Annotated in this window: 23 protein-coding genes; 9 read left to right on the top strand and 14 right to left on the bottom strand. The window is 68.9% G+C overall.

From position 1 onward, the window contains the following. Window positions 1-108 precede the first annotated feature (108 nt). The 7 genes from ON38_RS33875 to ftsH all read right to left on the bottom strand — a co-directional run bounded on the left by ON38_RS33875 (window position 109) and on the right by ftsH (window position 6,860). Window positions 109-1,236, bottom strand: coding sequence for a DUF6779 domain-containing protein (locus ON38_RS33875; RefSeq protein ID WP_157181636.1), 1,128 nt, complete (start codon window positions 1,234-1,236; stop codon window positions 109-111). A 72-nt stretch (window positions 1,237-1,308) separates the two neighbouring features. Further along, window positions 1,309-1,785 carry a DUF3180 domain-containing protein gene (locus tag ON38_RS01710; RefSeq protein ID WP_039821976.1) on the bottom strand — a complete coding sequence of 159 codons (477 nt, stop codon included), beginning with the start codon at window positions 1,783-1,785 and terminating at the stop codon, window positions 1,309-1,311. A 124-nt stretch (window positions 1,786-1,909) separates the two neighbouring features. Further along, window positions 1,910-2,455: a 2-amino-4-hydroxy-6-hydroxymethyldihydropteridine diphosphokinase gene (folK, locus tag ON38_RS01705; RefSeq protein ID WP_039821770.1), complete on the bottom strand. Its 546-nt coding sequence runs from the start codon at window positions 2,453-2,455 to the stop codon at window positions 1,910-1,912. Then, window positions 2,452-2,844 (bottom strand): dihydroneopterin aldolase, encoded by a 393-nt coding sequence (gene folB / locus ON38_RS01700; RefSeq protein ID WP_039821768.1) that lies wholly within the window; start codon window positions 2,842-2,844, stop codon window positions 2,452-2,454. The genes folK and folB overlap by 4 nt, the downstream gene beginning before the upstream one ends. Then, window positions 2,841-3,659: a dihydropteroate synthase gene (gene folP / locus ON38_RS01695; RefSeq protein WP_051164280.1), complete on the bottom strand. Its 819-nt coding sequence runs from the start codon at window positions 3,657-3,659 to the stop codon at window positions 2,841-2,843. Before folP ends, folB begins: the two co-directional genes overlap by 4 nt. 92 nt (window positions 3,660-3,751) lie before the next feature. Then, the gene (gene folE / locus ON38_RS01690) at window positions 3,752-4,423 is read right to left on the bottom strand and encodes a GTP cyclohydrolase I FolE (protein ID WP_051164259.1); all 672 of its coding nucleotides are present in this window, start codon (window positions 4,421-4,423) and stop codon (window positions 3,752-3,754) included. A gap of 76 nt (window positions 4,424-4,499) precedes the next feature. Beyond that, window positions 4,500-6,860 carry an ATP-dependent zinc metalloprotease FtsH gene (gene ftsH / locus ON38_RS01685; RefSeq protein ID WP_039821766.1) on the bottom strand — a complete coding sequence of 787 codons (2,361 nt, stop codon included), beginning with the start codon at window positions 6,858-6,860 and terminating at the stop codon, window positions 4,500-4,502. Window positions 6,861-7,158: 298 nt separating this feature from the next. Here ftsH and ON38_RS01680 point away from each other — a divergent pair, with 298 nt between their 5' ends. Then, the gene (locus ON38_RS01680; protein ID WP_245563853.1) at window positions 7,159-8,157 is read left to right on the top strand and encodes a hypothetical protein; all 999 of its coding nucleotides are present in this window, start codon (window positions 7,159-7,161) and stop codon (window positions 8,155-8,157) included. A 268-nt stretch (window positions 8,158-8,425) separates the two neighbouring features. Here ON38_RS01680 and ON38_RS01675 read toward each other — a convergent pair whose 3' ends face one another. Beyond that, window positions 8,426-8,899: an RrF2 family transcriptional regulator gene (locus ON38_RS01675; protein ID WP_039821971.1), complete on the bottom strand. Its 474-nt coding sequence runs from the start codon at window positions 8,897-8,899 to the stop codon at window positions 8,426-8,428. An 88-nt stretch (window positions 8,900-8,987) separates the two neighbouring features. Here ON38_RS01675 and ON38_RS01670 point away from each other — a divergent pair, with 88 nt between their 5' ends. Beyond that, complete coding sequence (locus tag ON38_RS01670) at window positions 8,988-9,737, top strand: SDR family oxidoreductase (protein WP_245563852.1); 750 nt, start codon at window positions 8,988-8,990, stop codon at window positions 9,735-9,737. Between the two features lie 98 nt (window positions 9,738-9,835). Here the strand turns inward: ON38_RS01670 and ON38_RS01665 are convergent, their stop codons facing one another. Further along, window positions 9,836-10,651, bottom strand: a complete 816-nt coding sequence (locus tag ON38_RS01665) for a DUF1266 domain-containing protein (protein WP_039821760.1) — start codon at window positions 10,649-10,651, stop codon at window positions 9,836-9,838. A gap of 103 nt (window positions 10,652-10,754) precedes the next feature. On the opposite strand from ON38_RS01665, the gene ON38_RS01660 reads away from it, so the two are divergent. The 4 genes from ON38_RS01660 (at window position 10,755) to ON38_RS01645 (ending at window position 14,858) form a co-directional block, all read left to right on the top strand. Then, the gene (locus ON38_RS01660; RefSeq protein ID WP_030524159.1) at window positions 10,755-11,009 is read left to right on the top strand and encodes a DUF2277 domain-containing protein; all 255 of its coding nucleotides are present in this window, start codon (window positions 10,755-10,757) and stop codon (window positions 11,007-11,009) included. A gap of 123 nt (window positions 11,010-11,132) precedes the next feature. Beyond that, a complete protein-coding gene (locus ON38_RS01655; protein WP_083872101.1) occupies window positions 11,133-12,725 on the top strand; it encodes an aldehyde dehydrogenase family protein in 1,593 nt (530 codons plus the stop codon). Continuing rightward, window positions 12,722-13,555, top strand: a complete 834-nt coding sequence (locus ON38_RS01650) for an SDR family oxidoreductase (protein ID WP_039821759.1) — start codon at window positions 12,722-12,724, stop codon at window positions 13,553-13,555. Before ON38_RS01655 ends, ON38_RS01650 begins: the two co-directional genes overlap by 4 nt. Window positions 13,556-13,973: 418 nt before the next feature. Continuing rightward, window positions 13,974-14,858: a LysR family transcriptional regulator gene (locus ON38_RS01645; protein WP_039821757.1), complete on the top strand. Its 885-nt coding sequence runs from the start codon at window positions 13,974-13,976 to the stop codon at window positions 14,856-14,858. A gap of 53 nt (window positions 14,859-14,911) precedes the next feature. On the opposite strand, the gene hpt is transcribed toward ON38_RS01645, so the two are convergent. From hpt to ON38_RS01625, 4 genes are read right to left on the bottom strand one after another with little or no spacing between them, the layout of a single operon-like run. Next, window positions 14,912-15,475, bottom strand: coding sequence for a hypoxanthine phosphoribosyltransferase (gene hpt / locus ON38_RS01640; protein WP_039821756.1), 564 nt, complete (start codon window positions 15,473-15,475; stop codon window positions 14,912-14,914). A gap of 1 nt (window position 15,476) precedes the next feature. Continuing rightward, on the bottom strand, window positions 15,477-16,496 hold the full coding sequence (gene tilS, locus ON38_RS01635) for a tRNA lysidine(34) synthetase TilS (RefSeq protein ID WP_373281181.1): 1,020 nt from the start codon (window positions 16,494-16,496) through the stop codon (window positions 15,477-15,479). A 3-nt stretch (window positions 16,497-16,499) separates the two neighbouring features. Then, the gene (locus ON38_RS01630) at window positions 16,500-17,609 is read right to left on the bottom strand and encodes an Rv3626c family coenzyme F420 biosynthesis-associated protein (RefSeq protein ID WP_083872099.1); all 1,110 of its coding nucleotides are present in this window, start codon (window positions 17,607-17,609) and stop codon (window positions 16,500-16,502) included. A 14-nt stretch (window positions 17,610-17,623) separates the two neighbouring features. Next, window positions 17,624-19,129 carry a D-alanyl-D-alanine carboxypeptidase/D-alanyl-D-alanine-endopeptidase gene (locus ON38_RS01625; protein ID WP_039821967.1) on the bottom strand — a complete coding sequence of 502 codons (1,506 nt, stop codon included), beginning with the start codon at window positions 19,127-19,129 and terminating at the stop codon, window positions 17,624-17,626. A gap of 171 nt (window positions 19,130-19,300) precedes the next feature. Between ON38_RS01625 and ON38_RS01620 the strand changes: the two genes are divergently transcribed. Then, window positions 19,301-19,789: an inorganic diphosphatase gene (locus ON38_RS01620; RefSeq protein ID WP_039821754.1), complete on the top strand. Its 489-nt coding sequence runs from the start codon at window positions 19,301-19,303 to the stop codon at window positions 19,787-19,789. A gap of 572 nt (window positions 19,790-20,361) precedes the next feature. Here the strand turns inward: ON38_RS01620 and ON38_RS01615 are convergent. After that, entirely contained in the window at window positions 20,362-21,183 is an 822-nt protein-coding gene (locus ON38_RS01615; RefSeq protein WP_039821752.1) for a crotonase/enoyl-CoA hydratase family protein, read from the bottom strand. A 140-nt stretch (window positions 21,184-21,323) separates the two neighbouring features. Here ON38_RS01615 and ON38_RS01610 point away from each other — a divergent pair, with 140 nt between their 5' ends. Together ON38_RS01610 and ON38_RS01605 are read left to right on the top strand one after the other, a co-directional pair. Then, window positions 21,324-21,797 carry a YbaK/EbsC family protein gene (locus ON38_RS01610; protein WP_039821750.1) on the top strand — a complete coding sequence of 158 codons (474 nt, stop codon included), beginning with the start codon at window positions 21,324-21,326 and terminating at the stop codon, window positions 21,795-21,797. A gap of 72 nt (window positions 21,798-21,869) precedes the next feature. Next, window positions 21,870-22,430, top strand: coding sequence for a flavin reductase family protein (locus ON38_RS01605; RefSeq protein ID WP_039821966.1), 561 nt, complete (start codon window positions 21,870-21,872; stop codon window positions 22,428-22,430). Window positions 22,431-22,542: the final 112 nt, after the last annotated feature.

Genomic DNA, 22,542 nt, shown 5'->3' with positions numbered 1-22,542 from the left:
TCTCGAAGTCGTTCCAGTCCCGCGCTGCGGGTACCGGACGTTACGAATCGAGGATAGGGCGGGCTCCCGCAACTGCGCCATGGGCGCCCGGGTGATATATGCCGCACTTCAGGAGCTGCGCTGCTCCTCTTCCTGACGCAGGTTGGCCATGATCTCGGCGACCGACAGCCGCCGGTTCCCGGCCGCGTCGGCCTGGGTGCGCCGGCGCCGGGAGTTCGCCGATCGCGGGAACAGCTTGCCCGCCGGGGCGGGTGCGTGGGTTTTTCCGTTGCCGGATGCGCCGTCGGCCCTCGGCCCGGCCGGTTCGGCGGCGGTAGCGGACGCCTGCGGCACCGGTGGACGGGAATCCGGGGCCTCGCTGTCCGGAGCGGGCGGACCGTGGAAGGGCTCGTCGCGCAGCAGCGGGCCGTAGCGGTCGTCGCCGGCATCCGGTTCGTCGTACACCTCGGTGAAGGCGTCCGCCCAGCTCGGCCCGGAGATCTCGGAGGTCGGCCGGTAGGGCGGATCGTCGTCGAACCGGACGATCGCCGTTTCCGCGGTGACCGGCGCGTCGTCCGGGCCGGCGAACCGCGGCCGGTCCGGATGGTCGGTTTCGTAGACGGGGGTCGCGGCATTACGTTCCCCGGTGCCGGTCGCCGGTTCGGCGGCCTCGGCTTCGGTGCCGGCCCAGCCGTCGGCGGCGTGCGACCAGCTCGCCGCGACATCGGCCCAGGCGTCCACGGCGCGCCGCTCACCTTCGTCGGGCCCCTGCCAGCCCGGCGCGAGCCCCGGCCGGTCCTGGGCACCGGGCAACTCGTGGACCCGGAACGCGGACGCCCGCAGGGCGGGCCGCTCGGCCGGCAGGTCGCCGTCGAAGAGGCGCTCCAGCTGTCGCCGCAGCACCGTGAGCTCGGCGCGCAGCGCCGCCATCTCGGTCGCGTCGGCACCCAGTTCCGACCGCACACGCGCTTCGACTCCGAGTTCGTGTTCGCGGCGGGCGCTGATCTCGCGCTCGAGTTCCAATTCGTAGATGCGGCGCAGATCACGCATCTTCGCCTGGTACCGGCCGACTGCCCAGGCACCCAGAACCGCCGCCCACAACGCGACCACCAACCCCACCCGGATGAATTGCAGGCTGTCGCTCAGCACAAGGAATACGCTGGCCACCAGACCCAGTAGGACGAGTGCACCGAGGAAGAGCTTGCCCACATCTTCCCGGCCGCGCGCGGAAGTACTACTGCGGGACGGTGAAACCATGACCGCAAGGGTAGCCGCGATATTCGTCATCGCCCAGGTCGGAAAGGGCGGGATCGATCACGGGCGTCGGGCCTACGACGGCGCCGGATCATCGCTCGGATCATCGGGGGCCCGGCAGCAGTATTCGAGCCACAGGGCGGCCACGGCCAGGGCGATACCGGCACCGAATCCGATGAGCGCGCCGGGATAGTCCGCGTCGGCGGCCCGCAGGTCACCGCGCTGCGGGAAGATCCACAGCAGGAATCCGAGCCACACTCCGCCCACCAGCGATCCCACCTGCGCCGACGCCTTCGCCAGCGCGAGGGCGCGTGCGACGGTGATCGGATGCAGCTGGCGCGAATCCGCGCCGATCTGGCGGTTGCTCACCCTGGTCCGGATATAGAAACCGAGGGCGGCCTCCAGCAGCGCCACCGGATACAGGGAAGCGCCGGCAATGGTGGAGATGGGCGGGAAATTCGCATAGGCCAAGCGGGTGGCCACCCACGCGATCACCCCCGCGATCAGCACATTGGCCAGCAACTCCCGCACGCGGGTGGGCTTCAGCTTCATGCCGCCGTCGTCGTCGCCGGGACCGCCGCCGGTGTTCATATCGCTGCCCCCGAGAGTCATCGAACGCCCCTCGCAGCGGATCCATACGGCCCGCGGAGACCCTGGCGAAGGCGGAGGTATCGCATCATGGCACCGTCCTCGCGGCGGGTAGAAGTGTGAGTTCCGTGCGTCGCACCCCGGCGCGTTCGGCGGGGTCCAGCTCCGCCAGGAGGTCGCGCACGCTGCGTTCGGTCCCCTCGACGGCCAAGGACGCGTCGGGTTCCACATCGAGCCAGGGAATCAGGACGAACGCGCGATTGTGCGCCTGCGGATGCGGGAGCGTGAGATCGGGCTCGGCACTGCGCAGCGCACGCGGCCGCCCCCCGGCCCGCTCGGCGCAGGAGACGATATCCACGTCGAGAGTCCGGGCGCCCCAGCGCACCGCCCGCTCCCGCCCGGCCGCCTGCTCCAACCGCTGTCCGTGCCGCAACCAATCCCGGCAGTCGTAGGCCGGGTCCTCGGCCACCACCACGGCATTGAGGAAATCGTCCTGCTCCACCCCACCCCAGGGTGCGGTGGTGTACACCGGTGATGCGGCGCGCACCCGGGCACCGAGCCCGGTGACGACACTGCGCAAAAGTGTTAGCCGATCCCCCATATTCGAACCGATCGAGAGCACGGCGCGCGTCACGGGGCCCCCTGCCCCCGGCGCCCCGCGGTGACGACCCGCACATCGGCGAAGTTGTGCGGGATGGGGGCGGCCGGTTTGTGCAGTACCACCTCGACATCGGCGACGCCGGGCACTTCACGCACCCGGCCGGCGATCTCGGTGGCGACGGTTTCGATCAGATTCCGGGGCGGGCCTGCCACGATTCGCACGGCCAGCTCCGCGAGCGCGCCGTAGTCGACGGTGCGGGTGAGATCGTCGGCGGCCGCCGCGGCGCCGAAATCCGTCCAGACGGTGAGGTCCACCACGAATTCCTGCCCGTCGCGGCGTTCGTGCTCGAAAACTCCGTGCCGGCCGAAGACCCGCAGGCCGCGCAACTCGATCCGGTCCGGGCCGGGCGCCGGTGCGCTCACCGCGGCGTTCCCGGCTGCTGCGCGCGCCGCCAGGCGTCGGTCACGGCAAGGGCATCCTGGGTACCGCGCACATCGTGGACCCGGACACCCCAGGCGCCGTGCCAGGCGGCGAGTGCGGAAACGGTGGCGGTGGCGGTCTCCCGGCCGGCCGGCGGGCGCGGGCCGGCACCGTCGGCCAGCAACGACCCCAGGAACCGTTTCCGCGAGGCGCCGATGAGCACCGGGAACCCGTCGGCGACGAATTTGTCCAGGGCGCCCAGCAGTGCCCAGTTGTGCTCCGCGTTCTTCGCGAAGCCGAGACCGGGATCCAAGATGATCCGGGCGGGATCGACGCCCGCGTCGATCGCGTGCCGCACCTGTACCCCCAGCTCGGCACGGACCTCGGCGACCACATCGTCGTAATGGTCGGCCGGGCCGGTGTGCCGGTGGTCCGACGCGGCCCGCCAGTGCATGAGGATCCACGGGATATCGGCGGCGGCGACGACCCCGGCCATCGCCGGATCGGCGCGGCCGCCGGACACATCGTTGATCACCGTCACGCCGGCGGCGACGGCTGCTTCGGCGACCTGGGCCCGCATGGTGTCGACGCTGGTCGGTATCCCGGCGGCAACCAGCCCGCGCAGCACCGGGACCACCCGGTCGACCTCGGTCTCCACCTCGACCCGCACGGCGCCGGGCCGGGTCGACTCACCGCCGACATCGATGATGTCGGCGCCCATCTCGTAGAGCCGGATACCGTGTTCGATCGCACGCTGGGGATCGAGGTAGCGGCCCCCGTCGGAGAAGGAATCGCTGGTCACGTTGACCACGCCCATCACGACGCAGGAGCGGCCGGGGCGCGGCTCCACGCCGGGGCGCGGCCGCACTCCGGTGAGAGTCGGTACGGCGACGGCCGTGCGCGGGTCAGTCACTTGCGCAGGATCAAGTCGAGGGCCTCGGCACGGGAGGCCGAGCTGGTCTGCAAGAGCCCGCGGACGGCCGAGGTGGTCGTGCTGGCGCCGGGTTTCCGGATACCGCGCATGGCCATGCACAGATGTTCGGCCTCGACCACGACGATCGCGCCGCGCGGATCCAGCTTCCGCATGACCGCGTCGGCGATCTGGCTGGTGAGCCGTTCCTGCACCTGGGGGCGTTTGGCGTAGAGATCGACCAGCCGCGCCAGTTTGGACAGCCCGGTCACCCGGCCGTGCGGGCCCGGGATGTATCCGACATGGGCGACACCGTGGAACGACACGAGGTGGTGTTCGCAGGTCGAGTACATCGGGATATCCCGCACCAGAACGAGTTCCTGGTGTTCCTCGTCGAAGGTGGTGTTGAGGACCGCGTCCGGCTCGACGTACAACCCGGCGAACATTTCCCGATAGGCGCGGGCCACCCGGGCGGGCGTATCGAGCAGGCCCGGGCGGTCCGGGTTCTCGCCGACCGCGAGGAGCAGCTCGCGCACCGCCGCCTCGGCCCGCGGCTGATCGAAGCGTCTACCGGTGTGCAGCGCGACCAGCTCCGCGGCCGGCCGGCCGCTCTCTCCCAGCTCGGCAGGGATATCGGCCGTGTAGCCGTTGGTCTGCTGATCGGTCGACATTCGAGGACACCTCCACATCTCGGGCCCGGCAATGCACACCGAGCGCCGAACCCCTCCGAGCGTAATCGGCGCCGGTTTACTGCCGACCGTTCGGGCTGTCCCAGGAGTGTGGGCCACCACGGCCGGAATCCTCACCGGAGCCGTAACCGGATTCGCCGGGCCCGCGGTCGTACCCGGGGTTCTGGTCGGGATGCGAGTACCGGGGCTGTTCCTGCCCGCCGTCGTAGCCGCGGTCGGCAGGCGGGGCCTGCGGTTCCTCGCGCGGCGGCCACCCGGGCGCCGACCATCCGGCGGGGGCGCCGTAGTCGGGCCGGGAGCCGTGGGTGGCACCGCGGGGGTAACCGGTAGCGGGCTGCGCCGGCGCCGGGTAGCCGCTGGGCGGCTGACCGTAACCGGGCTGCTGCACCGCGCCACCGGGGAAACCCGCGGGCTGCGGAACGCTGCCGGGCACCGCGTCGCGCGGGCCCACACCGGCGGGGACGGTGGGTTGCGGAGGCCACGGTTCGCCGCGCTCGGCGGCGAGCTCGCCCGGGGTCTTGACCGGTGGTTTGTCCGACGGCACGCGATCACCGAAATCGTTGAACGCGGTGATCCGGGGCCGTTTCTGCACCGCGCCGAGGATGGTTTCCAGATCCTTGCGGTGCAGCGTCTCACGTTCGAGCAGCGCGGTCGCCAGGTCGTCGAGCACATCGCGGTACTCGCTGAGGATCGCCCACGCTTCGGTGTGCGCGGCCTCGATGAGGTTGCGCACCTCGACGTCGATGGCTCCGGCGACCTCGTGTGAATAATCCGAGGAGGTGCCCATGGAACGGCCGAGGAAGGGATCGCCCTGTTCCTGGCCGTACCGCACAGCGCCGAGCCGGGCGCTCATACCGTATTCGGTGACCATCGCGCGGGAGATCTTGGTCGCCTGGTCGATATCGGAGGAGGCCCCGGTGGTGGGCTCGTGGAAGACCAGTTCCTCCGCGGCGCGACCACCCATGGCCATGACCAGCCGGGCGATCATCTCCGAGCGGGTCATCAGGCCTTTGTCGTCCTCGGGCACGGTCATCGCGTGGCCGCCGGTGCGACCGCGGGCCAGGATCGTCACCTTGTAGACCGGTTCGATATCGGGCATCGCCCAGGCGGCCAGCGCGTGACCGCCCTCGTGGTAGGCGGTGATCTTCTTCTCGTGTTCGCTGATGATCCGGCTCTTGCGGCGCGGACCGCCGATCACCCGGTCGACCGATTCCTCGAGTGCGTCGCCGGTGATGGTGGAACCGTTCTCCCGCGCGGTGAGCAGGGCGGCCTCGTTGATGACATTGGCCAGGTCGGCGCCCGACATACCGACGGTGCGCTTGGCCAGACCGTCGAGATCGGCTTCCGGGGAGATCGGTTTGCCCTGCGAGTGGACCCGCAGGATGGCGCGCCGGCCGGCCAGGTCGGGATTGCTGACCGGGATCTGCCGGTCGAACCGGCCGGGGCGCAGCAGGGCGGGGTCGAGAATATCGGGACGGTTGGTCGCGGCGATCAGGATGATGCCGGTGCGATCGCCGAAGCCGTCCATCTCGACCAGCAGCTGGTTGAGCGTCTGTTCACGTTCGTCGTGGCCGCCGCCGAGCCCGGCGCCGCGCTGGCGGCCGACCGCGTCGATCTCGTCGACGAAGATGATGCAGGGGCTGTTCTGCTTGGCCTGCTCGAAGAGGTCCCGGACGCGGGAGGCACCGACACCGACGAACATCTCCACGAAATCGGAGCCGGAGATGGTGAAGAACGGGACGCCCGCCTCGCCGGCGACGGCGCGCGCGAGCAGCGTCTTACCGGTACCGGGCGGGCCGTAGAGCAGGACGCCCTTCGGGATCTTGGCGCCCAGCGCCTGGTAGCGCACCGGATTCTGCAGGAAGTCCTTGATCTCGTAGAGCTCTTCGACTGCCTCGTCGGCGCCGGCCACATCGGCGAACGTGGTCTTGGGCATATCCTTCGACAGCTGTTTGGCCTTGGATTTCCCGAAGCCCATCATGCCGCCGCGACCGCCGCCCTGCATGCGCGACATCACGAAGATGAACAGGCCGAGCAGGATCACCATGGGCAGTACGAAGAGCAGGATCTGGGTCAGCCAGCTCTCCTGTTTGACCACCGTGTTGTACGGGGCACCCGAATCCTGTACGGCCTTGAATATCTGTGCCGAGGTATCGCTACCACCGGGGTATTTTGCGATGATCTTGTCGGCGCCCTGGGTGGCGTCGTTCCCGTTCTTCAGTTCGATCCGCAATTGCTGTTCGCGGTCGTCGATCTGAACGTGGGCGACGTTCTCCTTGTCGGCGAGCTGGCTGATGGCCACCGACGTATCGACGCTCTGCCAGCCGCGGGTGTCGTTGCCGAAGTAACTGAACAGATAGATCACGAGCAGAATGCCCGCGATTATCGCCAGGGTACGAAACACTGTCTTGCGGTTCATAGAGCGTCGGCCGGGCGGCCAGTCCTTTCAGGCGTCTCCGCGTTCTTGCCTAGCGATGCGTCGATCTCGGGCGGCGCAACCCACATCCTTACCGCCCGGTGGGCGGATTCGGGTGCGGACATGCCACGTTACCGCGTACGGTCTAGTCGATACATCGCGCTTCCTGACTCGTCGCAAGCCAGTAGTTCGGCTGGTGATGCAGTTCAAGAGGTAAACGGCCGGAAAACCACGGTGGTTCCCGGGGTCGTGGTCTGTGATATCTCGTAGTGATCACAATCATGGCACGCAGCTAGGACCGATGATGATCGCGTACGACCCGAGCGCAGGGGGTATGGACATAGTCGAGTTACGGACACCCACAGCAATCGTGCGGCACGGCGAAGGGCGATTGGTCGTCCTGCGTCCCGGTGCCGACGGCGAATCCGAGAGCGACGGCGAGCGAGTTCTCGACGTCGCGGTGACCGACCTACTGGAGGTGCGACTCAGCCGGCGAGCCGACGACGCGGTGGTCATCGAGATATATCTGCGCTATCCGACCCCCGTACTGGTCGGCGTTCCGGCCGACCGCACCCCGCTGCCCGTACTGATAGCCGAACACGACGTGCCGGCGGCCGCCGGGATCGTCGCCCGCATCAACGACCAGATCCTGGCCGCACAGCGGATCGATATCGCGGCTCCCGAACTGATCGCGCCGCCGACCGAACAGACCGAGCACGGGCCGGTACGCGCCGATGTGGAGCGCGCCGTACGCCGGATGTCGGCGACCGGGCGGGGCGAGGCCGCGGTGGCCGATCTGGCCGGGTACGTCACTCCCGACGAATATGTGCTGGAAACCGCGAGCGTGATCGCCCACCCGCCGGTGGGCGACGATGATCCGTGCCTGCTCACCGTGACCACGGCGCGGTTGCTGCTGGTCTCGCTCGGCACCGGCGAGGCGTATGCCCACGAGCTGCCGATTCCCGTCATCATGCGTGCCCGCGCCACCGAGGAGGCGGTCTCGGTGGTGAACGACATCCGGGTGCGTGACCGCCGTCCCCTGGTGGAAGTGCACGACGGCAATACGACGATGTCGTTCACCGCGCTGGATCGCGCCGATTCCGAGCGGCTGGCCACCGCGATCAACTTCGCGGTCCGGCTGGTCGCCGTGGACGGCGCGGCCGGTCCGGCCGATCCCAGCGTCGCCCATCTGTACTCGGAGTGGGAGCTGCTGGTGGAGCGGCATTCGCTGGGGATGGTCGACGACACCCAGTTCCAGCGCTACGGCCGCGGGATTCTTCGCTCTCTTCCGGGCATCTGAACCACGCCCGGCCCGGACAGCACCGGGGCGGGCGAGCGCTCACGGATCCCGGAGGACCACCACGGGGCTGCACCGGCGTACGCGGTGCCGACTCCCGGCGAACGCGCGAAACCGATCGCCGCGCTCGTGGCCGGCCGATTCCGGCGGCCCTGCCGACGGCCGATCACGGCGGGCGGCTCCGGCGGGCTGCCTCAACGCCGCGCGCCGCCCGGGCCGGATCGGCACGCCGAACCCCACCAGCCGGATAGACCGGCTGAAGCGGTGCGGGCTACTGGGTCCCCGCCAGGCGCCGGCGGGTCCGTTCCGGGGCCCACTCCGGTAACTCGGCCACGAGACCGGCCAGTGAGGTGGCGGCCAGGCTCGCCCGCCATGCCTCGTGGGCCTCGGCCATCTTCACGGCGAGGATGCACGGCTCGCGGCATTCTTCCGACGGCAATCCACCGCGGCCCTGCTGACGTATCTCACGGCATTCATAGGGCGAGGCGCCGCCGTCCACCGCTTCGACGATCTCCAGCAGCGTGATCTCCCCGGCGGGCCGGGCCAGCCGGAACCCGCCGCGCGGGCCCGTGGTCGCGCTGAGCACACCGGCACGGACGAGGGCCTGCAGCTGTTTGGCGAGGTAGGGCGCCGGCAGATCGAAATATGTCGCCAGCTGCGCCGCCGACGCGGTCGTTCCCGGTTCGAGCTGCGCCAGCGAGGTGGCGCAGTGCAACAGCCATTCGGTACTCACCGGCAACTTCATGATGGTGATTCTATCCAAGATATTGCAGATCTATTTAGTCCGAGATACTCTTCCGTCAGTAAGGAAGCCGCTCTCCAGGAGGAAGCCCATGGTTATGCGTATCGCCGTCGCCGGCGCCACCGGCAATATCGGAACTCTCACCGTCGAGGCGCTGCGAGCCGCCGGCCACGAGGTCGTCCGCATCAGCCGCTCACTCGGTGTCGACCTGCGCACCGGCGCGGGACTGGACGCAGCACTCACCGGCGTCCACGCCGTGGTGGACGTCACCAGCGTCGAGAGCACCGACCGCGCCGAGGTCGTCGACTATTTCGGGAGCGCCACCGGCAACCTGCTGGCGGCCGAACAGCACGCCGGGGTGGGCCACCACGTCCTGCTGTCCATCGCCGGCGTCGGCCGGGTGGAGGGCAACGCGCACTATGCCGGGAAGCGGGAGCAGGAACGCCTGGTGGAACAGGGGAAAGTCCCGTGGACGATCGTCCCGGCGACTCAGTTCCACGATTTCGCCGCCATGGTCACCGGCTGGACCGAACAGGACGGTGTCGCGACCCTCGCCCCGCTGCTCATTCAGCCGATCGCACCGGCCGATGTCGCCGATATCCTCGCCGAAATCGCGGCCGGGGCGCCGCAGGGCCGCTATCGCGATATCGCCGGACCCGAACCGCAGGACCTGGTCGATATGGCCCGCCGCACCAACGACGCGCGGGGCCGCTCGGTGCGGCTGGTGCCGACCTGGTCCTCACTTTTCGGGCCGGAAATGGCCGGGAACGCGTTGCTGCCGGCCGAGAACGCGCGGATCGCCCCGACCACCTTCGAGCAGTGGCTGGCCGCACAGGGTTGAATTCTCACGGTGGCGTCCGGCAACCGGCCGGCCGTTTCCCCGGATGCTGCCGCCTGATCCGCGCTCGCGGCGGTGGCCGGAGCGGGCGGGCCGTTCGTCTACGCCAGACCGATACGGCGCCAGGGGCTGGTCGGCCGGAGCCACAGACGCATCAGTTCGAGCCGGCGGTCCACGCCACCGTCCTTCAGCTCGGCGAGGTCCTCGCAGGCCTGCCAATAGGTCCAACCGGCGAGGTAGGCGTCGCCGAACTGCCGCCAGTTGCGGTATTTGCGCTGGGCCAGCGGCAGCGCCCGGGCCAGGTAATCCCACGCGACATCGTCTTCGATATAGCCGGCGGTGTAGGACATACGCGCCACCGCGACCACCCGGGCCAGATCCCAGGCGTGGATATCGGCCGGCAGCGGGCGCGACAGATGATCGGTGAAACCGATTTTGATCGCCTGGGACCAGATGTCGTAGTCGCGGACCAGCGCCTCGGAATTGTCGATACCGCGAAACGAGGCGACCTGCCGCAGGAAGGCCCGGTGCCGGTCGGCGCGTTCCCCGAACCGGTCGCGTTCGCTGGCATTCAGCGATGCGGTGACCAGCGGATGCACCAGGGCGTACAGCGGGGCGTGCATACCTTCGAGCAGCTGCTCCATGGACGCGCGCGCCTCGGTGCCGTCGGTGATACCCCAGGCCCCGGTGAGGGTGTCGATGGCCAGCTCACGCCGGTCGCCGAGCGGGTGGTCACGTTCGGGGCCCAGCAGCAGCGCGTCGTGGAAGGCGTCCCAGCGCGCCGAGTAGAAGGCGCCCAATGACAACGCGCGCAGGCGGTCGTCGTCGATCTGCGCGCCGGACCAGTGGTCCTCCTCGCGCTTGTCGAGCTCCGGATAGGGAAACGGGGTCGGCGTGGGCAATCCGGCAGCAGCCATACCGTGAGTCTAGGACGCGCGGGCCGCGACCGGCCCGGGCAACGGGTTTTCACATTTGTTCCTTGCCCTGTCACGGGCTGTGTTGCAGCGCTAATGTGCATCCATGTGTAGAAACATCACCGTCTTGCGAGGTCTGGAGCCCGCCGCTACCGAGCAGGAGATCTATGCCGCCGCATTGCAGTACGTGCGAAAAGTCGGTGGCCTGTCCGGGCTGAGTTCGGCCACCAAACCCGCCGTGGACAAGGCCGTCGCCGCCGTCGCCGCGGCCACCACCGAACTGCTCGCCGAATTACCCGACCGCCGGGTGCCCCCGGCAACCGAGCCGCCACTGCGCCGGTTGGCTCGCGAATCCCAGTAGATCCCGGCATCGGACACCGCGACCGGGCGCGGTGTCTCGCACAGTGTGTCACGATCGATCCGGTGAGCTGATTCACAGTGATCGGCCCCAGCGGTTCCGAGCACGACGCAGTGGGAGAACGCAGTGACCAAAACCGAATCGGAACAACCCGGCGCCACGGCGAAAACCGTGGACCCGCCTCCGGACTCGGAGATCCGAGTCCTGAATCCCGCCACCGGCGAGGTGGTCGGCTCGGTACCGGATATGCCGGCCGAGCAGGTCGTCGCGGCCATCGCCGAATTGCGCGAGCACCAGCGCGCATGGCAGGCCATCGGCGCCGACGAGCGCAAGGAATGGCTGCTCAAACTACAGGACTGGATCATCGACAACACCGAGGTGCTGGCCGATGTCCTACAGTCCGAGACAGGTAAACCGCGGGTCGATTCGCTCATCGACCCGATCTTCGGCAGCGATCTCATCGGCTATTACGCGCGCCGCGCCGCCAAATTCCTCGCCGACGAGCACCCCGCCCCGCACAGCCCGCTGGCCCGGGTGAAACGGCTGACCACGGTATTCGAACCGTATCCGGTGGTCGGTGTGATCACGCCGTGGAACTTCCCGCTGGCCATGCCGCTGCTCGATGTGATCCCGGCGCTCGCCGCCGGCGCCGCGGTGATCTTGAAACCCTCCGAGGTGACTCCCCTCTCCGCCCTCGAGCTCGCCCGCGGCTGGGCCGAGATCGGCGCTCCCCCGGTGCTCTCCGTCGTCACCGGAGCGGGTGCCACGGGTGCGGCGGTGGTCGAACACGCCGACTACATCCAGTTCACCGGTTCCACCGCGACCGGCCGCCGGATCGCCGCGGCCTGCGCGGCGCGGATGATCCCCTACAGCCTGGAGCTGGGCGGCAAGGACCCGGCGATCGTGCTGGCCGACGCCGACCTCGATCGCGCCGCCCACGGCATCGCCTTCGGCGGCATGTTCAACTCGGGGCAGGTCTGCATCTCCGTCGAGCGGGTCTATGTGGAGGCGCCGGTCTACGACGAATTCGTCGCCAAACTGACTGCCAACGTCAAGTCCCTGCGACAGGGTCGCGACGACCGCACGCCCCGCAACGATGTGGGCGCCATGGCCAACGAGAGCCAGGTCGGCATCGTGCAGCGCCATATCGACGAAGCGGTCGCCGCCGGCGCGAAGGTCTTGACCGGCGGCAAGCGAACGGGCGTGGGCACCTTCTTCGAGCCCACCGTGCTGGTGGACGTCGACCACAGCATGTCGTGTATCACCGAGGAAACCTTCGGACCGACACTGCCGGTCATGAAGGTGGCCGACGAGGCCGAGGCCATCCGGCTGGCCAACGACTCCGTGTACGGGCTGTCCGCGACGGTGTGGACGGGTGACAAGGCACGCGGCGAACGGATCGCCCGGGCGCTGCACGCGGGCGCGGTCAATATCAACGACGTTTTCGCCAACCTGTTCAATTTCGCGCTGCCGATGGGCGGCTGGGGCGATTCCGGCGTCGGCGCCCGGTGGGGCGGCCCGAACGGGGTTCGCAAGTACTGCCGGGCCAAGGCGATCACCACGCCGATACTGCCCACCCAGGAACGCGAGCTCACCTGGATGCCCTACGACCTCAACAAGATCCTGATCGGACTGGGCGCCATGCGCGCGGCCGGTGCACGCGGTATGCGCCGGATCGATATTCCCGCGCTACTGCGCCTCAAAGGAGAGAACCGTTGAGCAAGACCGGAACCATCCGCGGCAAGGTCGTGGTCATCACGGGCGGCGCCCGCGGTATCGGCCTGGCCACCGCGGTCGCCCTGGACAAGCTGGGCGCCAAGATCGCGATCGGCGATATCGACGAGAAAACCGTCAAGGAATCGGGCACCGACCACGATTTCGATTACTACGGCCGGCTCGACGTCACCGATATCCAGTCCTTCACCACATTTCTCGACGATGTGGAACGGGAGGTCGGGCCGATCGATGTCCTGATCAACAATGCGGGCATCATGCCCACCGGGCGGCTGGTCGAGGAAGCCGACCAGATCACCCGCCGGATCCTGGATATCAACGTCTACGGCGTGATCCTGGGGTCCAAGATCGCGCTGACCCGCATGCTGGCCCGCGGCAGCGGCCACATCATCAATATCGCCTCGCTGGCCGGCGAGACCCATATTCCGGGCCTGGCCACCTACAACGCCTCCAAACACGCGGTGCTCGGTTTCACGGACACGCTGCGCGAGGAGTACCGGGGAACCGGAGTGGCGTTCTCGTCGGTACTGCCGACGCTGACCCGGACCGAGCTCGGCTCCGGGGTGGCGGCACCGAAAGGCCTGCCCGCGGCCGAACCGGAGGATATCGCCGCCGCGGTGGTCCGGCTGATCGCCAAACCCCGGGCCAAGGCGCGGGTGACCCGCGCGGCGGGTGCCATGTCGGTGTTGGTGAATTTGCTGCCGCAGTCGGTGGGCGATGCGCTGGGCCGGTCGATGGGGTCGGCCCGGACATTCCTCGACGATGTGAACGCTGACGAGCGCAAGGCCTACGAGGAGCGGGTCCGAGGTAGCTGACCCGGGTGGTTCCACCGCGCCGCGGTCCGTCTCCGGACGGGCCGCGGCGCGTCCCTTCGGGTCCATCGAGGCCCCGTCGAAACCCTATTGTGATCAACATCACTTGACGCGCAAAGTCGATGACACGGTGGCGCGAAATCCTTTCGCTCGACCGGTTCCCGACCGCACCGGAGTTCCATAGGCCGAGGTGACAGCACGCACTGGACCAACAGCTCTACCACCGCAAACGCGGCATATTTTACGTCGTATCGCCCGCCGACGCCCGGCCGTCGGCGATACGAAGAACTCATGATGCACATCACCGCGCCACCCCATAAGCTGTCGCTAACAAACCTGCTGACTGTTTCGGACCCGATATGCGGACCCGCTGAACAAATTAGGGCTGGAAATTCAGCAACGATTCTGATAGCAAGGTGCTATGGACCCGCATTTGCGCGATCTGCGGTATTTCGTCGCCGTCGCCGAGGAACTGCACTTCACCAACGCCGCCCAGCGGCTGCACATCGCTCAACCGACCCTGTCGCGTCAGATCCGGCAGCTGGAACGTCAGCTCGATGTGGTCCTGTTCGATCGCAACCAGCGCAGTGTCGCGCTCACGGTTGCCGGCAAGGAACTGCTCAGTGGCGCCCGCAAGATCCTGGAACTCTGGGAGACCACCAACAGCTCGCTGCAGGAGGCGGGTGAAGTCCTGCGGGTAGGCCTGCAGTCGACGCTCGGCCGTGGGCTGCTGCACGACCTGGAGAGCGCCAGCGGCCATCGCCTCGCCCTGCACGCCGCCGCCTGGACCGACCCGTCCAGCGGCCTCGCCGGCCGCCAGGCCGATCTGGCGCTGGTCTGGCTTCCGCTACCCGACCCGAATCGATATCGGTGGCAGATACTTCGCACCGAACGCCGCTGGGTACTCCTACCGGAGAACCACCCCCGCGCCAATCAGGAAATGATCGATTTCGCCGATCTGCTCGACGAGCGGTTCATCGCACTACCCGCCGAGGCCGGTGCCGTCCGCGATTTCTGGCTCGGCAACGACGCCCGCAACGGGCGCCCCGCCACCATCGGCGCGGAAGCGGCCACCCCCGAAGACCGGCTCGAGGCCGTCGGGCTCGGTCTGGGCCTGTGCCTGCTCGCCGAGAACAATGTGCCCATGTACCGCTGGCCCGGGCTGACCGCCCGTCCGGTCACCGGCCTGCCGCCGTGCGAGCTCGCGGTCGCCTGGCGCGCCGACGACACCCGTCCGACCATTCTGGAATTCGGCCAGCGGGCTGTTTCCGGTGGTTTCGCGGCACCGCCCGCCATCCCGGCCTGATACGAGCGAACCGAACGGGTAGGCCGGGTGTGTCCCGCCTACCCGTTCGTCGTTCATGCCTGGTCGCCGCCGTAGACCCGTGGATGCAGCGTGCCGATATAGGGCAGATCCCGGTAGCGCTCGGCGTAGTCGAGGCCGTATCCGACGACGAATTCGTTCGGAATGTCGAATCCCACATGGGCGACCTCGACCTGGGTGCGCAGCGCATCGGGTTTACGCAACAGCGTCACCACTTCCAGCGAGGCGGGGTTGCGGGTGGAGAGATTACGCATCAGCCACGACAGGGTCAGACCCGAGTCGATGATGTCCTCGACGATGAGCACATTACGGCCGGCGATGTCCTTGTCCAGGTCCTTCATGATGCGCACCACGCCGGACGACGACGTGGACGATCCGTAGGACGATACGGCCATGAACTCCATCTGCGTCGGCATCGGCAGGGCTTTGGCCAGATCCGTCATGAAGAAGATCGCGCCCTTGAGCACACCGATCAGCAGCAGATCGCCCTCCGGTGCGTCGGCCGGGTACCGCTTGGCGATCAGTTCGGCCAGCTCGCTGACCTTCGCCGCGATTTCTTCCTCGGTGATCAGGACCGAATCGATATCGTCCCCGTACACGTCAACTGGTTTCCCTTCGGTCTCGGCGTTCCCGATCGGTGCGGGCAAGTGTCAGCCTGCCATGCTCACGAACCACGACCAACCGGGTCCCCCGCTCACCGCCCCCCACCGCGACCCCGCCCTGCCCTCGCCAGGCCATCACCAGGTCGTCGATACCTCGGAGATGTGTTGCGGTCACTCCCGGCACCCCGTGCGACAGCAGCCAGGCCCGCACCGCCCGGCGGCGTACCGCGGTGGCGGCCTCCGCGAGCACCGCGCACTCCGGCGAGCCGGCGCCGGCCCGCGACAACAGTTCGCCGGCGAACTCGTCCAGGGCGGCATTGTCCTCGCGCAGTTGGCCGGCGGTCCGGGCCAGGGCCGGCGCCACCGCGCCGCCGAGTACCTCCTCGAGCAGCGGCAGCACCTCGGTGCGCAGCCGCACGCGGGTGAACTCGGGGGCGTGGTTGTGCGGATCTTCGTAGGGCGTCAACGCGAGGTCGGCGCAGAACTGCCGGGTCGACGCCCGGCGGACCCCCAGCAGCGGCCGGCCCCACGGGCCGTCGGCGGCGGCCATACCCTGGATGGAACGGGCGCCCGAACCCCGCCCGAGTCCCAGCAGGACAGTTTCGGCCTGATCATCGAGGGTGTGTCCCAGAAGCACCGGCAGTCCCGACCGGGCCTCGTCCAATGCCGCATAGCGCGCCTGCCGCGCCGCAGCCTCCATTCCGCCGGGCCCCACGACCTCCACCGGCAGCACCCGCGCCGATCGGCAGCCCAGCGAACGCGCGGTCGCCGCGGCCGTCGCCGCCACCACATCCGAGCCCGCCTGCAACCGGTGATCCACGATCAGGGCGTGCACGTCCGCGGATTCGGCGAGAGCGGCCGCGGTGAGCGCGAGGGAATCGGCGCCGCCCGACAGCGCGACGGCCACACACCGCGGCTCCGGGCCGAACTCGGCCAGCCACGCCCGAACCGCATGCCGCACGTCCAGCACCGCGGGAGTCTCCGGTAACCGGATCGGCCGCTGTTCGGCGTAGGGCACCGCTCAGTCCAGGACGCGGGCGATCCAGCGCCGCGGTTCGTCGATCTCGTCGGTGCGCGGCAGCGTATCGGCGTCTGTCCACACCACGTTGAACCGTTCCATCCCCACCGTGTTCACCACCTCGTCGACGAAGGCCTTCCCGCGCACGTACTGCGCCACCTTCGCGTCGATACCGAGCAGTGCGCGCAGCAGCCGCTGCACCGGGTTCGCGGGCCGGGTACGGCGTTTGTCGAACGCCGTCCGGATCTGCTCGACCGAAGGCACCACACTCGGGCCCACCGCGTCCATCACATGATCGGCGTGCCCCTCCAGCAGGGTGCCGAGCAGCAGCAGCCGGTCCAATGCCGCCCGCTGCTCCGGCGGCTGCGTGGCCCGCAGCAGGCCCACCACGCCGCGCGATGCGGGGTCGTCGGAGGCCTGACCGCTACGCCGCAGCTTCACCTCCGTGAGCAACCGGGACAGCATCTCCGAAGTCGCCTCGTCACCGATCTCGCCGAGTACCTCGACGTTGTCGCGCATGTACCCGGCCAGCCACGGCGACGCCGAGAACTGGACCCGATGGCACACCTCGTGCAGGCAGACCCACAGCCGGAAATCGGCCGGCGGCACCGCGAGCGCACGCTCGACGCCCACGATATTCGGAGCCACCAGCAGCAAGGTGCCGTCCGGACCGGTGAACGGGTCGTACTGGCCCAGGATGGCGGTGGACAGGAACGCCAGCATGGCGCCCACCTGCACCCCGGCCGGTTTACCGGTGAACAGGCCGGACCGATCGGTGGTCCCGGTACCGGTCAGCTGGGCCATGGAATCGGCCGCGGCCCCGATCCAGCCGGGCCGGTCCACGATCCGGGCCGCGGGCACCGGCTGATCGTCGAGCAGGCCGGTCACCGCTCGCACGGGAGCCTCGGCCAGCACCGACGCCTCGCCGAGCTCTGCCACCGCCTGCTCCGCGAAGGGCCGGGAGGCACGGGGCCCGGCCGGTACCAGCGCGGCCCCGGTACGGGCCGCCCAGCGCCAGTCCACCGAGCCCGAGAAAGTGCGTCGCTTCGCCCCGGAGCCGTTCTCGGCCACTGTCCGGGCGCCGGGCCCATCGGGACCTTGTCGAATCGTCATGCGCCCTCCAGCCGTCAGGAACATCCACAGTTGCGCAATGTGGTCGCGACGGCGTCCAGAGCGGGCCGACTGATCTCCGGGGGCCGATCGCTCGACATCAGAGTGAAAGTCAGGACCCGGCCGTCACGATCCAGCACGTAACCAGCCAACGTACTGGCCACCGACAATGTTCCGGTCTTGGCGCGCACCCAGCCGGCGCCGCCCTGATTCTGCGTGACATATCGGCTGCTCAACGAGCCGGTACCACCCGCGACCGGCAGGTAGTCCAGCATCGGCACCAAACGGCTCGTGAGCGTGGCCGCGGTCGGTTCCGGCTGCTGCTGCCGGCCCGCGCCGGCACCCAGCGGCGGCGCCAGCGGGGCGGGCGCGGAGGTGGTGGGCTCGGCGTCCGGTTCCGGACCGGCCGCGGTATTGATGATCTGGTTCAGCAGCCGGGCCGGGATCCGGTCGTCCACCGAGAGCCCACTGCAGTCGAACATCGTCACACCGGTCATATCGAAACCGTGCTCGGCCAGCACCGCCGCCACCGCGGCCGCCGCCCCCTCGAACGACATCGGCCGCCCGGTGGCCTGGGCGACCTCCCGGCCGATGGTCTCGGCCAGCACATTGTCCGAATACACCATCATGTCGCGCAGCCGGTCGCGCAGCGGCGCCGAAGCGACCTCGCCCAGCCGTTTGGTGCCCTGCGGTGCCGTGCCCACGCGCACCCTGGCCGGGTCGAGACCGAGTTCGGTGGCCAGCCGCCGGCCCACATCCAGTGCCGGAGTCCCCGACCGCGGCGAGTACTCGCCCGCCGGATCGAGCCGGCCGCCGTCGAGCATCACCGATTCCAGCGGTGCGATGGAACCGCCGGGGATATCGATCGGATCCCAGCCGCGGGCCATGGTCTCGCCCGAATAGACGGAGGTGTCCACCAGGATCGTGTCGGCCCGGATATCCGCGTTGCGCACCTGGGCGGCCAGATCCAGCAGACTGGCCGCGCCCGGGTAGTAACCCTGTCCGCCCGGCTGGGCGGTGAGCGTGGGATCTCCCGCGGCCACCAGCACGATCTCATTGGGCGCCGAACCCGCAACGACCTTGGTGTGCACGCGCTGATCGGCGGGCAGGGTGAGCAACGCCGCCGCGGTGGTCATGATCTTGGCGGTCGACGAGGGCACCCGCGGCTCGTCGGCGCGCTCACTCCACAACACCGTGCCACTGGCGGCATCGGTGACCGACCCGGCGAAACCACCGAGATCGGGACTGGCGACCACGGGACCCAGCGCCGCCGCGACACCCGCAGCGCTCGGCGCGGGCGCGGTATCGGGAGCCGGGGCCACCTCCGGGGACACGGTGGCCGGCGCGGGTGGCGCGGCGATGGTGAGCCCCCCGTGCCGGAACTCCGGCGTCCACGGTTTCAGGATCACCGCGGCCACCGCCACCGCCCCGGCCAGCACCACCAGCACGATGATCAGCCATGTCCGTACGCCGCGGCGCCGGCGCGAGGCCGAACCATACCTACCGCTGCCGCCCTGCACCACCACGTCGCCCGTCTTCTCCCTTGTCCCCGACTATCACACCCGAGCCCCCGCTGAACCCATGTGCCCGCCGACAACAATATCGGTGTTCGGCTACCGTTCTCGGCGAACAACCGGGTGCGTCGGCGAGGCCGGCCACCACGGCGCATCGTGCAAGCAGCGAAAGGAGCTGGCGTGGAATTCGACGTCACCATCGAGATCCCCAAGGGTTCACGCAACAAATACGAGGTCGATCACGAAACCGGGCGCGTGCGCCTCGACCGGTTCCTGTTCACCTCCATGGCCTACCCGGCCGACTACGGCTACATCGAGAACACGCTCGGAGAGGACGGCGACCCCCTGGACGCCCTCGTCCTGCTGCCCGATTCGGTCTTCCCGGGCGTCATCGTCGAGGCGCGTCCCGTCGCCATGTACAAAATGACCGACGAGGCCGGCGGCGACGACAAGATCCTCTGCGTTCCCGCCGGTGACCCCCGGTGGGACCACATCCAGGACCTCGGCGACGTCCCGGAATTCGAACTGGCCGCCATCAAGCACTTCTTCGAGCGGTACAAGGACCTCGAGCCCGGCAAGTTCGTCAAGGGCTCGGAATGGGTGGGCCGGGCGGACGCCGAAGCCGAGATCCAGGCGTCCTTCAAGCGCTTGGAAGAACAAGGGCACTGAGGCCCGGCGGGCGGAACTCCTGCGAGCCGGCTTGGTTCATGAAGTCGGTGATGCCTTGCCGGCACAGGGGTTCTGCCGACGGGTGAGCATGCACGCCCCAGTAGGGGTGGGGGTGGCACGCTCACCCGCGAAAGGCGAGGTGGCGCATCCCTGGCGAGGGCGGACTGCCCGTGACGGCTGGAGGCCGGCTCACTCGCGAAGGCGGGGAAGCCGAGCTTGCTCGCGAAGGTGCTGTGTTTTTGGCGCGCTGGCGCGCGCGGGGTCGAGGCCCCCTTGTGTCTCGCCGTTTCGGCCTCGAGACTCGCGCCTGCGGCGCATGCGCTTCGAGGCCGAAACGGCGAGACGGGCCTCAACCCTTTCAGGTGTCTCGCAAAACTCGACACATGCGGTTGCGTCGGCATCCGATGTCCGGGTTGGATGCCGACTCGACCGCACCGGCGCCCTGGGGTCTGGACACCTTCACGAACAGGTGGACTCTTTCGGTGCCGAGTTCGGCGAGGCCCACAAAGGGTCGAGGCCACCAAGGGGGCCTCGACCCCGCGGCGCCGCAGGCGCCGCAGAATAAACACAGTTCAGCGGCCCTTGTATTCCGGGGTGCGCTTCTCGAAGACCGCCTGGATGGCTTCGGTCAGGTCCTCGGAGGGCAGGAAGGCGGCGTTCCAGGCCGAGACGTAGCGCAGGCCTTCGGCTACCGCTGCGGAATTACGCTGTCCCAGTACGTCTTTCACGCCTTGGACCACGAGCGGCGGGTTCGCGGCGATCTCGCGGGCGGTGGCATGGGCGGCCTCCATTACCGCCTCCTGGTCGGCGAAGACATCGTTGACCAGACCGATCTTCTCTGCCCGGGCCGCGTCGATGTCCTTGGCCGTGAAGGCCAGTTCCCGCAGGTGGCCCTCCGAGATGATCCCAGGCAGCCGCTGTAGCGAACCCACGTCGGCCACGATGGCGACCTTCGCCTCGCGCAGGCTGAATTTCGCTTCCGCGCTGGCGTAGCGGATATCGGCGGCGGCGATCAGATCCAGGCCGCCGCCGATGCACCAGCCGGAGACCGCGGCGATCACCGGTTTGCGGCATTCGGCGACGGCGGTGATCGAGGCCTGCAGGCGCCGGATATCGGCGAGGAAATCGGTCCGCGGGGCGGCCAGCGCGCGGTCGGCCATCAGCGGACCGAAGGTGCCGCTCATGGCGGGCAGATCCAGGCCGTAGGAGAAGTGCTTCCCGGAACCGGTGAGCACGATCGCCCGGACCTCGGGGTCGGCGTCGAGGCCGTGGAAGATCTCCGGCAGCTCCCGCCAGAAATCCGGGCCCATCGCATTACCTTTACCCGGCCCGGTGAGGGTCACCCGGGCGACGTGATCGTCGGTTTCGACGGTGAAAGCCTGCCAATCTGTCATCTGCCCAGCCTAAGGGGCGCGTCGGGCGCCGGGTACCGGACCGCCCGCGGCTCACCGGCCCGGCCGGGGGAGCGAGAAGACCTCGTCCGGTGAGTGGGGAAAGCCGCGCGGGACACCGTGTATCGCTCTACCCTGTGCCCATGCGCAGGTCGCTTCCACAGATAACCTGCCGGGTCTCGGATACTTTGATCGCCCGTGGTCACCACGGGTTGATCGTCACCGCGCCGGAATCGGCGACCGGTCCCGCGGAGACCGCCGAGGCGATGGAGGTGGAGCTCGGGGCGCTCGTGCATTCGGAGGTCTTCCTACTCGGCGACGAGCCGATCCTGCTGCTCGTCTCGGCGGCGCACCAGGTGGATCCGGAACGAACCGGCGCGCGCCTCGAGGGCGCGCTGATTCCCGCCCCACCGCATCTGGTGGTGCGCTATACCGGGCAGCTGCCGGGCAGTGTGGCGCCCATCGGCCATCCGGCGAATCTGCCCACCTGGGTGGATTCGCGACTGGCGGGTCATCGCGAACTGTGGGCCGCCGGTGGCAGTCCGGGAACAGTCTTCCGCACCTCCTACACCGAGCTGCTGCGGATCACCGCGGGCCTGTCTCTCGACGTGGACTGACCCCGGTCACCAGCCTCCCGGACAGTGGACCGGGCCGCCGCGACGGGCCGTTCCGGGCGTAGCGTCGGCGAGGTGACCGAAGCACCACGGCCCGAGACCGGAATCCGGATCCCCGACGACCTCAGCGGTATCACCGCCGAGCAGTACCGCGCGTCGATGCGCCACTACCCGTCCGGCGTCACCATCGTGACGCTCGACTCGGCAGCCGGTCCGGTGGGTTTCACGGCGACCTCGTTCGCCTCGCTGTCCCTGGACCCACCGCTGGTCTCGTTCAATATCAGTCACACATCCTCCAGCCTGGAGGCATTGACCGCGGCAGAGTCCGTGGTGATCCATTTCCTCGGCGAGCACCAGCGTCACCTGGCCCAGCGTTTCGCCCGTACCGCCGCACACCGGTTCAGCGACCCCGCCCTGTGGAGCGCCCTGGACACCGGCGAACCGGTCCTGCACGGGACCCCGCTGTGGCTGCGCACCACCGTGGAGCAGCTCATCCCGATCGGCGATCACACCTTCGTGGTCGGCCGGGTGGTCCGTGTGCATGACGACACCGGCGACGAAGCGTCCGCGGCCCCGCTGCTCTATTACAACGGCCGGTACTACCGCCCGACCCTGCTCGCCGACGACGTGGAGTAACCGCCCTCCCCCCGCCCGCCGACATCGGGTGTTACCCGTCGCCGAGTAGTCTGTTCACCCGGTCGACCGCTGTTTGCCGTGCGGTAACCCTCGTATGAGAGAACCAGTCCGT

The organism is Nocardia testacea NBRC 100365 (assembly GCF_000308775.1).
Lineage (GTDB): Bacteria > Actinomycetota > Actinomycetes > Mycobacteriales > Mycobacteriaceae > Nocardia > Nocardia testacea.
This window is presented reverse-complemented; position numbering and strand designations above follow the sequence as displayed.